Source organism: Labrenzia sp. PO1 (genome assembly GCF_012273635.1).
Classification (GTDB): Bacteria; Pseudomonadota; Alphaproteobacteria; order Rhizobiales; family Stappiaceae; genus Roseibium; species Roseibium algicola.
Genome location: NZ_JAAXCR010000002.1, coordinates 1,378,353 through 1,391,270, shown reverse-complemented (window position 1 = coordinate 1,391,270; position 12,918 = coordinate 1,378,353). Strand labels below are relative to the sequence as shown.

11 protein-coding genes are annotated in these 12,918 nt (G+C 61.1%); 6 read left to right on the top strand and 5 right to left on the bottom strand.

Annotation, left to right across the window (positions count from 1 at the left end; translation table 11 throughout):
* Positions 1-108: 108 nt before the first annotated feature.
* From HCG46_RS14295 to HCG46_RS14280, 4 genes are read left to right on the top strand one after another with little or no spacing between them, the layout of a single operon-like run.
* Positions 109-819, top strand: a complete 711-nt coding sequence (locus tag HCG46_RS14295) for a GntR family transcriptional regulator (RefSeq protein ID WP_031268723.1) — start codon at positions 109-111, stop codon at positions 817-819.
* Between the two features lie 25 nt (positions 820-844).
* Positions 845-1,750, top strand: a complete 906-nt coding sequence (locus HCG46_RS14290) for a dihydrodipicolinate synthase family protein (RefSeq protein ID WP_152507494.1) — start codon at positions 845-847, stop codon at positions 1,748-1,750.
* A 2-nt stretch (positions 1,751-1,752) separates the two neighbouring features.
* Positions 1,753-3,252, top strand: a complete 1,500-nt coding sequence (locus HCG46_RS14285; protein WP_168686561.1) for an aldehyde dehydrogenase — start codon at positions 1,753-1,755, stop codon at positions 3,250-3,252.
* A complete protein-coding gene (locus HCG46_RS14280) occupies positions 3,249-4,589 on the top strand; it encodes an FAD-binding oxidoreductase (RefSeq protein WP_168686560.1) in 1,341 nt (446 codons plus the stop codon). The genes HCG46_RS14285 and HCG46_RS14280 overlap by 4 nt, the downstream gene beginning before the upstream one ends.
* A gap of 22 nt (positions 4,590-4,611) precedes the next feature.
* Here the strand turns inward: HCG46_RS14280 and HCG46_RS14275 are convergent, their stop codons facing one another.
* Positions 4,612-5,634, bottom strand: a complete 1,023-nt coding sequence (locus HCG46_RS14275) for a permease (RefSeq protein WP_168686559.1) — start codon at positions 5,632-5,634, stop codon at positions 4,612-4,614.
* A gap of 90 nt (positions 5,635-5,724) precedes the next feature.
* Between HCG46_RS14275 and HCG46_RS14270 the strand changes: the two genes are divergently transcribed.
* A complete protein-coding gene (locus tag HCG46_RS14270; protein WP_168686558.1) occupies positions 5,725-6,570 on the top strand; it encodes a LysR family transcriptional regulator in 846 nt (281 codons plus the stop codon).
* 15 nt (positions 6,571-6,585) lie between these two features.
* On the opposite strand, the gene HCG46_RS14265 is transcribed toward HCG46_RS14270, so the two are convergent.
* From HCG46_RS14265 to HCG46_RS14250, 4 genes are all read right to left on the bottom strand, one after another.
* A complete protein-coding gene (locus tag HCG46_RS14265; RefSeq protein ID WP_168686557.1) occupies positions 6,586-7,320 on the bottom strand; it encodes an SDR family oxidoreductase in 735 nt (244 codons plus the stop codon).
* Positions 7,317-8,048 carry an SDR family oxidoreductase gene (locus HCG46_RS14260; RefSeq protein ID WP_168686556.1) on the bottom strand — a complete coding sequence of 244 codons (732 nt, stop codon included), beginning with the start codon at positions 8,046-8,048 and terminating at the stop codon, positions 7,317-7,319. The genes HCG46_RS14265 and HCG46_RS14260 overlap by 4 nt, the downstream gene beginning before the upstream one ends.
* A 13-nt stretch (positions 8,049-8,061) precedes the next feature.
* Positions 8,062-9,165, bottom strand: coding sequence for a mandelate racemase/muconate lactonizing enzyme family protein (locus tag HCG46_RS14255; RefSeq protein ID WP_168686555.1), 1,104 nt, complete (start codon positions 9,163-9,165; stop codon positions 8,062-8,064).
* 62 nt (positions 9,166-9,227) lie between these two features.
* Entirely contained in the window at positions 9,228-10,775 is a 1,548-nt protein-coding gene (locus tag HCG46_RS14250; protein WP_168686554.1) for a trimethylamine methyltransferase family protein, read from the bottom strand.
* 420 nt (positions 10,776-11,195) lie between these two features.
* Here HCG46_RS14250 and HCG46_RS14245 point away from each other — a divergent pair, with 420 nt between their 5' ends.
* Positions 11,196-12,806 (top strand): ABC transporter substrate-binding protein, encoded by a 1,611-nt coding sequence (locus tag HCG46_RS14245; RefSeq protein ID WP_022999163.1) that lies wholly within the window; start codon positions 11,196-11,198, stop codon positions 12,804-12,806.
* Positions 12,807-12,918: the final 112 nt, after the last annotated feature.

Below are 12,918 nucleotides of genomic sequence, written 5' to 3'. Positions count from 1 at the left end.
GTCGCCTCTGGCCGATCAGGGCCTTTCGGGCGCATGTATTATTATTGTGTTGATATTGTACACATCATGTATACAAACGAGTCAACTGAATTCGGAATGGAGCGTCACATGCCCCCTGTACGCGGCACGGCAAAGTCGAATGCCTATGAGGATCTGAAACGCGCGATCCTGACGTTGGAGCGCAAGCCCGGCAGCCCGCTGGAAGAAACCGATCTGTGTGATCTCTACGGCCTCTCCCGGACCCCTTTGCGCGAGGTGCTGCAGCAGCTGGCGGGTGAAGGCTATGTCACGCTGCAGCTCAATCGGGGTGCGCGCGTTTCCGACATGACCCACTACACGCTGCGGGACTTTTTCCTTGCCGCACCGCTGATCTACAGCGCCGTGCTTCGGCTCGCCGCGCAGAACGCGACGCCGGCACAGATCGAGGAACTGCGTCAGGCGCAGAAAGAGTTCCGGGCCGCCATGGCAAGTGGCGACGTGATTGAACGGGCACTTACAAACGACCGTTTCCACCGCATCACCGGCCACATGGCGGGCAACAGCTACCTGCTGGCGAGCCTTGACCGGTTGCTGATCGACCATACCCGGATCGGTATGACCTTTTTCCGCCCCAAGTCCGGTGCGAAGGAAGATCGCCTCGAGCTGGCCGGCCGCCAGCATGACGAGATGATCGAGGCGATCGAGCAGGGCGACGACAACCGCGCCGCGGAACTGGCGCTGGAGCACTGGGCTCTCTCGCGTGACCAGATCGAACTGTTTGTCATGCCTGAAGGCCTGGAAGCTCCGCTCGGCATCCCACCCAAACTCAAATCCGCATGAGGCAGACACCGCGATGACCCCAATCATGAAGTTCGAAGGCATCTACACGCCCGTGGTCACGCCCTATGATGGCGAAGGCAACGTGGTCTGGGATGCCCTGGCCGCTGTTGTCGACCATCTTGTCGACAGTGGTGTGCACGGCCTGATTTCCGGTGGATCAACGGGCGAAAACTATGCCCAGACCGTTGAGGAACGTCTCGAACTGGCGCGCTTTACCGCGCAAAAGCTTGCAGGCCGCCTGCCTCTGATCGTGGGAACGGGAACCATGAGGACACCGGATTCCATCGCGCTGGCGGAAGGGGCCGCGGAGATCGGGGCCGATGCCATTCTGGTGGCAACACCGCCCTACTCGGTGCCGACCGAGAGGGAAAACGCGCTCAATGTCCTGACCATCGACCGGGCCGCCGATCTTCCGATCATGCTCTATAACTATCCGGGCCGGATGGGGGTGAACATGGGCGAGGAATTCCTCGACCGGGTTGGCCGTTCGCGCAATGTCTGCGCCATCAAGGAAAGCTCTGGCGACATCAACCGCGTCCACCTTCTGGCACGCGACTACCCGCACATCCAGATGTCCTGCGGCATGGACGATCAGGCGCTGGAGTTCTTCGCCTGGGGGGCACGCAGCTGGGTGTGCGCCGGCTCGAATTTCCTGCCCGAAGAACATGTTGCCCTTTACCGGGCCTGCGCCGTCGAAGGGAATTTCAGCAAGGGGCGGCGGATCATGTCGGCAATGATGCCGCTGATGCGCGTGCTGGAACAGGGCGGCAAGTTCATTCAATGCGTCAAGCACGGGGTGGAAATGAGCGGGCTCTATGCCGGTCCGCCGCGCCCGCCGTTGAAGGCACTCAACAAGGACGACAAGCGCCAGCTCGATCAGGTCGTCCGGGTTCTGAAATCCACCATTCAAGACATCACGGCGGGAGAATGATCATGACCGACCTTCTGACGCGCGAGGAATACAAGGCGCTCGCTGCCGGCCTGACCTTGCCGACAAATGCTTTCATCGACGGCTCTTACCGCCCGGCGGCATCGGGCAAGACCTTCGAGACGGTCAATCCCGCCACCGGCGAGACACTTGCCTCCGTGGCAGCCTGTGGTGCAGAGGATGTCGATTTCGCCGTGCTGAAGGCCCGGGAGGCCTTTGAGGACGGCCGGTGGTCGAAGCTGCATCCGTCGGAACGCAAGGACACGCTGATCCGCTTTGCCAAGCTCATCACCCGCAACCGGCGGGAGCTGGCCGTGATGGAGAGCCTCGACAGCGGCAAGACGATCTACGATTGCGAAACCGTGGATGTGCCGGAGACGATCCATTGCCTGAAATGGCACGCAGAGGCGATCGACAAGATCTACGACCAGGTCTCGCCCGCCTCCGATGATCACATCGCCATGATCGTGCGCGAACCGGTTGGCGTCGTCGGGCTGGTTCTGCCCTGGAACTTTCCGCTGCTGATGCTCGCCTGGAAAATCGGTCCGGCGCTGGCGGCAGGATGTTCGGTCATCGTCAAGCCGGCCGAAGAAACATCGCTCACCGCCCTGCGCATTGCGGAACTTGCCATGGAAGCCGGCATTCCGCGGGGTGTCTTCAATGTCGTTCCAGGCTCCGGTCCGGACGTCGGCGAACCGCTTGGCCGGCACATGGATGTCGACATGATCTCCTTCACCGGTTCAACGGAAACCGGCCGCCGGTTCCTGCGCTATGCCGCCGACAGCAACCTGAAGGAGGTCGTTCTGGAAATGGGCGGCAAGAACCCGAGCGTTGTCCTGAAGGACGCGGAAAATCTCGACCGGGTGGCTGCTCACGTCGTCAATGGCGCGTTCTGGAACATGGGCGAGAACTGTTCGGCAAGTTCCCGCCTGATCGTGGAAGAAGACATCAAGGAAGCACTGCTGGAGCGCATCCTGGCCCATGCGCGGGAATGGACGATGGGAGATCCCCTTGATCCGGAGCATCGTGTCGGTGCGCTCGTCTCCAGCGATCATTTCGCCAAGGTCAGTTCCTATCTGGACAAGGGTGCAAAGGTGTTGATGGGCGGCGGCAGCCGCGATGGCGCCTTCGTCGAACCGACCGTTCTGGAAACCGATCCGGGGTCCACCATCGCGCGGGAGGAAATTTTCGGTCCGGTCTTGAGCGTTCTGACCGTAAGAAGCTTCGATGAGGCTATCGCGCTGGCCAATGATACACAGTACGGCCTTGCCGCCTCGATCTTCACCGGCAACGCCAGAAAGGCGCTGCGTGGTGCCCGGGCGATCCGGGCCGGCACCGTGACCGTCAATTGCTTTGGCGAAGGCGACATCACCACGCCGTTCGGAGGGTTCAAGCAGTCCGGTTTCGGTGGGCGGGACAACAGTTTGGCGGCACACGACCAGTACACCCAGCTGAAGACCATCTGGCTGGATCTGTCCGACGACGAGGACGAGGCCGTCGGATGACGAAACGGGCCGCCGACACTCTGCCGAACCTGCAAGGCCCGGCGGCCTGGAACACCATCCTGCCGAAGCAACAGCCTGCGCAGCTGCTGAGCGAACAGATCAGCGCGGATGTCACGATCATCGGCGCTGGTTTTGCCGGTCTGTCGGCTGCTCGCCGTCTGCTCCAGTCAGACCGAAATCTCAAGGTTGTCGTGCTCGACGCTTGCCGGGTTGCGGAAGGCTCGGCCGGACGCAATTCCGGATTCATGATCGACCTGCCGCATGAACTGACATCGGAGGATTATGCCGGTAACGGTGACGACAAGTCCCTGATCGCCCTCAATCGAGAGGCAATCGGCTTTGCGCGTGGCGCGGTCGAGGACTACGGGATCGACAGGCACTATTTTGATCCGGCAGGCAAGATCAACGGTGCGGCTAGCATCAAGGCCGATCTTCATAACCGCAGTTATGCCGACCATCTGACGAGCCTCGGTGAAAAATATGAGCTGCTCGACCGCCAACAGATGGCGGACCTGACCGGAAGCAGACACTACGTTGGCGGACTTTATACCCCCGGTACGGTCATGCTGCAGCCCGCCGGATATATCCGCGGACTTGCCGCCGGACTTCGGCGGGAAGGCGTGCAGGTTTTCGAGAAAAGCCCGGTCCTGTCTTTCACCAGGGAAGGCGAAAGCTGGAAGGTGGAAACGCGATCCGGATCCGTTTCAACGGCAAAAGTCATCCTCACGGTCAATGGTCATCTGGAGAGTTTCGGTTTCGAACGTGACCGGCTGATGCAGCTGTTCCTGTTTGCCGTCATGACGCCCGAGCTGGACAGTGAGGCGTTGAAGAAACTTGGCGGCCAAAGCCGCTGGGGCATCACGCCATCTGATCCGATGGGGACGACCTTGCGCCGGATCGACGCCGGTCAGGGTGGAAACAGGATCGTTACGAGAACCTGCGCCGTCTTGAAACCCGACATGCGGCTGACACCGGCAAGCGTGGAACGTGCGGCCCGTGTCATGCAACGCAAGTTCGACCGGCGTTTTCCGCAGTTGGCAGGGTTGAAGATGGAATACAAGTGGGCAGGACACCTTTGCCTGTCGCTGAACGGTGTCGCGGTCATGCGAGAACTGGAGCAGGACCTGTTTTCCGGCTGCGTGCAAAATGGTCTCGGCACCGCGCGCGGAACCCTGACCGGCATGGGCGCTGCTGATCTTGCGCTGGGACAGACCAGCAGCATCACCCGTCATTTCGGTGCTGAAGCCCGACCGAAAAAACTGCCGCCACAGCCATTCCGGGAAATCGGCGCCAATGCCGTGCTGCGCTGGAAGGAATGGCGGGCGGCCGAGGAATGATCCCGGCCAGAGGCCGACCGGGTCAGTAGACCCATTCGAACACATAGCCCGAGATCAGTGACCCGGTAACGGCAAGCGCCAGGTAAAGCAGAAACGGTCGCAGTTTCAGCACGGGAAATATCGCAAGCGCTCCCCAGATGCTGACAACGCCTCCGGAGACCAGAAACGCCATCGCCGCGCCGGGCGACATGCCGTTGTCGATGAGACCGCGGGTCAGCGGCAAGGCCGCATAACCGTCGATATAGGCCGGTGCGCCGACGAAGACGGCGGCGGGTATGGCCCACCAGGTGTTCGAGCCAAGATAGGCTGCAAGCGATCCCGGGGTCAGAGCTGCATTCAGCGCATATTCGGCGAAGAAGGCCGGGATCAGGCAGATCAGGATCAGCCGTGTGGTTGCTGCTGCCTGCCGCGCGAAGGCCTTGCGCCGGCTGCTGTTGCGCCAGACACGCGGTTCAAACGATGTCGCGCCGTCACAGCACCGCGCCGTCAACTTCGCGGCGAGCCCACCAGACCGCAGCGCCGCTTCACCGCTTTGCTCACGCGTGAGCGCTGCTGTGACGGATCCGCCAAATACACCCAGAGCGAAGGCCGCCACGGTCTTGCCGACTGCAAAGGTAATACCGAGGGTCGCCGCCGTAGTCGCCAGCATAGCCGGATCGGTAATCGGCGAGGACAGCCAGAACGCCATGACCGGGGCAAGGGGAACCCCGGCTGCCAGCAACCCGGCCATCAGAGGCAGGATCGTCACCCCGCAGACCGGCGTAATCGCCCCCATGGCAGACGCCACGAGGACCGCGCGCATGAGCCGTCCTTCAAACGCGCGGCCGATGATCCTGTCGGCACCGCTGGCCATGATCCAGGCCGTGAGGGCTATGCCCGGCACGACGAGCGGGGCAACCTGAAGGAGACCCTGTCCGGTGAACAGGATTCCCTGTTTGAAGAACTGCGGCCACAGCCAGACAAGTCCGGCGAGGAGGCCAGCTCCGGCTCCGGCGGCAATTCTTCGGGATCCAGAAAACGTGGCTGTTGCCGTCTGTCCTTCCATGAAGGCCTCCAGTGATTGACGGCTTCAGACTAGGCGTGATCTAAATATTGGTGAAACGAATATCTTAAATGTCAGATATTGAAAAATTGGATGAATAACCTCGACAGTGAACTCCTCCGAACTTTTCTGGCGGTCGCCGGGACGGGCAGCGTCACGGAAGGTGCCCGCCTGATCGGCCGGTCACAATCGGCAACCAGTCTTCAGATCATGCGCCTTGAAGAGGTGATCGGGCGGGATCTGTTCGAGCGGACCGGCCGCGGTGTGACGCTGACGGAGACCGGGCAGCGCCTGATGCCGGTCGCAAGGGATGTGAAAGAACGGCTGGATGCCGTCCTGAGGGAAATCACCGCCGATGGTTTGCGCGGAAAGCTACGCCTCGGCATTCCTGACGATCATGGCCAGGCAAAGCTTGCGAAGATCCTGTCTGCCTTCGCACAATCGCACCCGCAGGTGGAGCTTGAGGTAACCTGTACGATCAGCACCGATTTCCCGGAACTGCTGTCCAGGGGAAGGTTGGATCTTGCCGTCTATGAGGTGGAAACGATCGGCAGAAACGAAGAAGTGGTTTTCGAGGACCCGACCTGCTGGGTAATGTCGCGTTACCGGGATCTTCTGGCCGAAGAGCCGGTTCCGGTCGCCCTTTTCGACCGCGCCTGCTGGTGGCGTGAGGCGGCCCTCAAATCGCTTGAGGCAAGAGGGAGGCCTTACCGGATTGCCTTTTCAAGCCAGAGCGTGGCGGGCGTAACGGCTGCCGTGGAAGCGGGTATTGCGATTGGGCTTCTGGGTCGGTCTACTCTCGCGGGCCACCTCAAGGTGCTTGGTAACGAGCAGGGGTTTGCCTCGACACCCCTGTCGAAACTTGTCATCGGCGTTGCAGCCAGCGCCAATCAGGATCTCGTCAGGACAATGAAGTCCGCTATTCGGCAGGCATTTTGAACCGCTCCAAGCCCTTCAGGGCAAGCTCAACCGGGTCATTCTGCCACCGTCGACCGTGTAGACCTGACCGGTGACAAAACCGCTTTCCTCCGCTGCCAGGAAAGCGACCAAGGCGGCAACTTCCTCCGGCTTGCCCGTCCGGCCAGCCGGGTGGATCTTGCCAATGTCGCGCCGGAAGGCATCTGGATCCGGGGTCGCCTTGATGAATTCGAGATTGAGTTCCGTATCGATCCAGCCTGGTGCAACTGCGTTGCAGCGGACGCCGTCCTTGCCGTGATCGACCGCAACGGCGCGCGTCAGGCCGTGAAGCCCGGCCTTGGAGGCGGAATAGGCCGCGTGCAGCGGATTGCAGCCGATGCCTTCGATGGAGCCGACATTGACGATGGTTCCGCGTGTCTGGCGCAAATGCGGCAAGGCATGTTTGATCATCAGGAAAGGCGCGGTCAGATTGACCGCCAACGAGTGCTGCCAGTCGGCGAGCGACATATCTTCGATCGCCACTTCCTGCATCAGGCCGGCATTGTTGACGAGCACATCCAGCCTGCCGCCGTTCGTTACCACGTCTTCGATAATGCTGGCAGGGGCTTCCATGTCGGCAAAATCCGCCCGGACATGCTCAAACTCCGGATCCTCGCCGCGCTGGGCCGTGAAGACCCTGGCACCTTCATTTTGCAAGCGCCGGGCAATGGCGCGACCAATGCCGCTTCGCCCGCCCGTGACGAGGGCAATCTTCCCTTCGAACCGCATCATGACACCGGTTTCCCGCCGTTGACCTCAACCAGCGAACCGCACATGTAGCGCGCGGCATCGGAGGCAAGAAACAGAACGACGTCCGCGATATCATCCGGCCGCGCCACCCGGCCAAGCGGAACGGTCCTGCCGAGTTCGGCAATCGCCGTTGCGGGGTCAAAGCCGCGCTTTTCGAACCCGGTCCGCAGCATCGGTGTGTCGACCTCGTTCGGGCAGACGGCGTTGATGTGGATGCCCTGGTGGGCATGGTCCCGGCCCATGCACTGGGTCAGCGAAGCGACCGCCGCCTTGGTCATGCAATAGACAGCGTGGTTCGGGCCCGGGTGAACACCCCAGCAAGAGGCGATGTTGACGATGGCCCCACCTCCGGCCTCCGCCAGCAACGGGATACCCGCCCGGCAGATGCGGAAAGGAGCTTCGACATTGACCCCGATCGACAGCGCCCAGTCCTGATCGGTGGTCTCGGTCACGGGACCACGGGTAATGACGCCGGCGTTGTTGATGATGATGTCGAGGCCGCCAAGTGCCTTGGCCGCGGTGCGGGGCAGTGCGTCTGCATAAACCGGGTCCAGCAGGTTTCCCGAAATCCGGACTTCCGCATCAACGGCATCGCAATTCCGGTCGGCTGCGGCCAGGCGTGCCCCTTCTGCCCGCAGCATGTCGGAAATGACTTTGCCGATCCCACCGGCGGCGCCCGTCACGAGGGCGCGTTTGCCTTTAAAGCGCATATCGGCCTCCAGTTCAGAAAGTAGCTATCGCCGTGCCGAACAGGGTCTCATCCGGTTCGACACCAAGGCCCGGGCCTTGTGGCAGGGCAATGTGGCCGTCCCGGATGCGCACGCCTTCGCCGATGGAATAACTGCCCTCGATCATGGGCTCCGCAAGCCAGACCCCTTCCAGCAGAGACGGCTTCACCGTGGCAGCAACATGGGTACAGGCGGCGGCGATGATGTCGCCGCCCCAGGCATCGTCGCAGGTATGCGGCAGCGAGACGGCTTCGCAGATATCCCGGAACGCAGCCATCTGTTGCAGTCCGCCGATCCGGGTCACTTTCATGCCGAATCCATCGACCAGTCCGCGCCCGGCGGCACGGATGACCGTTGCCAGGTCGACACCGTTCTCGTCCATGTAAAGTCCATGGTGGATCTGCGGCCTGATCTTCTCCAGGTCCTCGATCCGGTTGCAGGGCTGTTCCAGAATGAACGGAATATCCGGGCATTCGCGACTGACGCGCAGCGCGTCTCTTGTGGTCCAGCCTCGGTTGCCGTCGACCGCAAGACGCATGCCGGACCCGGCGATCTTGTCCCAGACCCTGCGGATCGTCTCGATATCGCGCTCGACGTCCTTCCCGCTCATCTTGATCTGCAGGCGCGGGTAGCCTTCGTCCCGTTTCTCCGCGGCAATGCTGGCAATCTCTTCGGGAGCACCGACACCGGTTGCGTAATAAGAAGGAACGCGTTCCGCGGCGACACCACCGAGAAGGTCGGCAACCCTAAGACCCAGATGTTTGCCAAGCAGGTCATGAACGGCAATGTCGATTGCCGCCTTTGCGTAGTTGTGCCCGTTGAGCTGGCCGTTCATGAGACGACCGATCGTCAGGGGCCGAACGTCCTGGCCTATCAGTGCAGGGGCGATCTGCTGCAGCGCCGCCTGCGCTCCACCGGAATGCGCTTCGGCGTAAGTCGGGCCGACAGGGCAGGTTTCCCCCCAGCCGGTAAGCCCGTTGTCCGCGGTCAGCTTGACCAGGGTGGTCTGGAGAGACCAGACCTCGGCGTTTGCCATCTTGTAGGGGCCGCCCTTGACCGGCAGGTCATGGCGGAAGATCTCGACAGACTTGATTTTCATGAACCGCCTCACAGGGCAGAAGAGAAAGCACGGGCAGCCCGGTTTTTGGCCGGTACCGCGGTTCAATAGTCCTGGTTCAGCGCATCTGCCGCCGGGATTTCACGCTCGCGCCGCGCGATGTAATCGAGAAGGGCCTCGTTTTTGGCGGTCTCGAGAGCAGGCTCCTGATACTCGGACAGAAGCTTGCGGGCGATGCCAAGCGCCCGTTCGGTGATCTCCACTTCACCCTCGGCCTTCCATTGCTCGATGGAATTGTTGTCGAAGGTCTCCGGCATGAAGAACGCCCGCTGGAAATTCTCCTGGGTGTGCGGGTGCCCCAAGTAGTGGCCTCCGGGGCCGACGTCGCGAATGGCGGCAAGGCCTTCGTCGAAATCATCCCAGCGCGGGCCCTCCGCCATGCGGTAGGCCATTGCGCATTGCTCGGCGTCGACAATGAACTTGGCAACTGAGCAATGCATCCCGGCCTCGTTCCAGCCGGCTGCGTGCCAGATGTAGTTGGCACCCGAATGGATAACGGCGCTCAGCGTTGCTGCGCTCTCATACCCGGCTTGCGCGTCAAAGGTCTTGGCACCGCCGAGCGATCCGGAGGTCCGCCAGGGCACATCGTAGAACCGCGCCATTTGCCCGATCATGAAGTTCATCAGGCTGATCTCGGGGGTGCCGGCCATCGGCGCACCGGATTTCATCGAGACCGTCGACAGATAATGCCCGTAAATCGCAGGTGCGCCCTTCCGGATCACCTGCGTGTAGGCAAGGGCGCTCAGGGCTTCCGCGTTGAGCTGGGCAACGGCAGGGACCACGCTTGCCGGGGTATTGGCACCGCCAAGCACGAAGGGGGAGCAGAGCACGGGCTGGTTCCGTTTCGAAAAGGCCCGCATTGCTCCCAGCATGGTCTCGTCCCAAACCAGCGGAGAATTGCCGTTGCAGTTTCCTGTCGTGACCGGATGGGTCTCCAGATAGTCCTCACCGAACAGGATCGCGCACATTTCCATGACATCTTCGGCGTTCTTCGGGCTTGTCGTCATGCCCATGAAGGTCTTGTCCGAATGCTTGATCGAAGAATAGGTGATGCGCAGGTGCCGGTGGCTGATGGGGTGGTCGTAGGGCTCCACGATGTGGTGGGCGCTGGAATGCAGGGCCGGCAGCATGTGGCTGAGCTTGTGGAACATGGCCAGGTCCGCAAGCGTGGGATTGCGCCGCTGATTGTCGAGATCACGCAGAAATGGTGCCCCGGTCATCGGCACGAAGATCGAACGATCTCCTCCAAGCGGGACATTCTTTGCCGGATTGCGGGCATGATAGGTGAAGCTGGATGGGATCGAACTGATGAGCTCACGCACCAGCCCCCGGTCCAGGTAGACCCTCTCACCCTCGACCTTGGCGCCGGCCCGCTTCCAGTCTGCAAGGGCAATCGGATCGCGAAAGACGATTCCAACCTCTTCCAGGATTGCCATGGAGGCATCGTCCAGCTTTCGGATCTGCTCTTCGTCCAAGGGTTCGCATAGGGGAAGCGTGCGCCGCAGACTGGGCAGCATGGTATGGTCGGGAGCGGTGCGAATAGCCCGGCGGCCGGCACGGCCGCCGCTGCGGCTGCGTTGGGCAACACTCATCTTGTTCTCCGGTAATCGGTTATTTTGACAAGAAGAATGCGCCTGATTTACCGCCCGACAGTGCCGAAATACGAACTGGCACTGCATTTTCCGACATTGTTGGAGAATAATCGTTTTTCATCTAAAAGAATTATCTGAGATCTGCATCAGTAGACCAGAATATACGCGCGTAGCATTTTCCGTGCCTGTCTGAAAATCAAAAATCATTCATAATAATGTTGCTGTGCACAATATCTGGGCAACCAGTCAACATTAAACATTTTAAATGAGGAATTTACCCATGGGGGTGGCCGAGCAGGGGCAGTTCGTGTTTTGCTATGTAAATGTCGCAAATGAGCATCATGGTTACAAAAAAACAACGGATGCTACGTTTGGGAAATTGGCAAGTGACTGTTTAAGAAGAACCGGAAGGGGAGACAGATGACGAAGTCCAAAGATGCCGAGATGCTCGAAAGGCTTGAAGCAGCGGCCCGCACGGGAGGGATCAGTAAACGTGATTTCCTTCGCTACTCCGTGCTGGCCGGACTGACAGCAAGCACCGCAACAGGCCTGTGGTCGACCGAGGCGAAAGCCCAGCCCAAGCAGGGTGGGACGTTCCGCTGGGGGATCCACGACGGCAACACCTCAGATTCTCACGATCCGGGCACCTATCTGACCCGCGTGATGATTTTCCTCGCCCACACGCACCGCAGCTACCTGACGATGATCATGGGCGACGGGTCGCTTGGGCCGGATCTGGCCGACAGCTGGGAAGCCAGCGAGGATGCGTCCGAATGGACCTTCAAGATCACTGAAAACGCCGAGTTCCACAGCGGCAGGAAACTGACGGCTGACGATGTCATCGCATCGCTGAACCACCACCGCGGCGACAAGACAACTTCCGCAGCCAAGGCGCTGCTGACGGATGTCACCGACATCACCAAGGATGGCGACTACACCGTTGTCGTGAAGCTGTCCGGCGGCAACGCCGACTTCCCATGGCTGATGACCGACTATCACATGGCGATCTGCCCGGCCAACGACGACGGCACGATCGACTGGCAGTCCGGCGACGGCACTGGTCCCTACAAGATCGACAACGGCGAGTTCGGCGTTCAGTTCAGCCTCAGCCGGCATGACGGCTGGCACCGTGAGGGCGCCTATTTCGACAAGGTCGAGCTGATCACCCTGAACGATCCGAACGCTCGTCAGACGGCACTTGTGACCGGCGACGTGGATGCGGTCTCGCTGATCGAGCTGAAGACCATGGGTCTGCTGCAGCGCAATCCGAACATCAAGATCCACAACATCCCGTCCGCGGGCGCGATCACGCTGCCGATGTTCTGCGACACGGCACCGTTCGACAATCCGGACGTGCGCAACGCGCTTAAGCTGGCCATGAACCGGGATGACATCATCGAGAAGATCACCTTCGGCGCAGCCACCAAGGGCAATGACTTCCACCATTCGCCGGCCCAGCCTTACTGGCCGGACGACATCCCGCAGCGTGATTACGATCCGGACCAGGCCAAGTCCCTGCTCAAGAAAGCGGGCGCGGAAGGTCTCACGGTCAGCCTCAGCACCGCGGACAGCGTCTATGCGGGTGCAGTCGACATGGCGGTGCTTTATGCCGAACACGCCAAGGCGGCGGGTATCAACATCAATGTCGTGCGTGAACCGAATGACGGTTATTATTCCGACGTCTGGCTGAAGAAGCCGTTCTGTCTCGTGTCCTGGGGCGCGCGTCCGACACCTGATGTCATGTACACGCTGGCCTACAAGAACGACGCGGCCTGGAACGAGTCTCACTGGAAAAACCCGCGCTTCAACGAGCTTCTGCTTCAGGCCAAGGCCGAGTTGGACGACACCCGGCGCGCGGAAATGTACCGCGAGATGGCGATGCTGGCCCGGGACGATGGCGGCACCATCATCCCGTTCTTCAACAACTTCGTTTACGCCAACAGCGCGAAGGTAGGCACGCCCGAGAAACTGGCTGCCAGCTGGGAAAATGACGGCGCGCGCGCCGCCAGCCGCTGGTGGTTCGAGTCCTGATTGAGGGGTTAGGCGGCGGCTAAGGCCGCCGCCTGCAATTTGGCCCTGCCCCGGACGCGGGACGGGCCGACCTGGACGGACAGGGCTCCTGCCAACGCAAAGCAAAAAGAGC

Bases quoted from the DNA above. Each gene is read 5' to 3' on its own strand.
- HCG46_RS14295 (WP_031268723.1), top strand. From the start codon at position 109: ATGCCCCCTGTACGCGGCACGGCAAAGTCGAATGCCTATGAGGATCTG.
- HCG46_RS14290 (WP_152507494.1), top strand. From the start codon at position 845: ATGAAGTTCGAAGGCATCTACACGCCCGTGGTCACGCCCTATGATGGC.
- HCG46_RS14285 (WP_168686561.1), top strand. From the start codon at position 1,753: ATGACCGACCTTCTGACGCGCGAGGAATACAAGGCGCTCGCTGCCGGC.
- HCG46_RS14280 (WP_168686560.1), top strand. From the start codon at position 3,249: ATGACGAAACGGGCCGCCGACACTCTGCCGAACCTGCAAGGCCCGGCG.
- HCG46_RS14275 (WP_168686559.1), bottom strand. From the start codon at position 5,634: ATGGAAGGACAGACGGCAACAGCCACGTTTTCTGGATCCCGAAGAATT.
- HCG46_RS14270 (WP_168686558.1), top strand. From the start codon at position 5,725: ATGAATAACCTCGACAGTGAACTCCTCCGAACTTTTCTGGCGGTCGCC.
- HCG46_RS14265 (WP_168686557.1), bottom strand. From the start codon at position 7,320: ATGATGCGGTTCGAAGGGAAGATTGCCCTCGTCACGGGCGGGCGAAGC.
- HCG46_RS14260 (WP_168686556.1), bottom strand. From the start codon at position 8,048: ATGCGCTTTAAAGGCAAACGCGCCCTCGTGACGGGCGCCGCCGGTGGG.
- HCG46_RS14255 (WP_168686555.1), bottom strand. From the start codon at position 9,165: ATGAAAATCAAGTCTGTCGAGATCTTCCGCCATGACCTGCCGGTCAAG.
- HCG46_RS14250 (WP_168686554.1), bottom strand. From the start codon at position 10,775: ATGAGTGTTGCCCAACGCAGCCGCAGCGGCGGCCGTGCCGGCCGCCGG.
- HCG46_RS14245 (WP_022999163.1), top strand. From the start codon at position 11,196: ATGACGAAGTCCAAAGATGCCGAGATGCTCGAAAGGCTTGAAGCAGCG.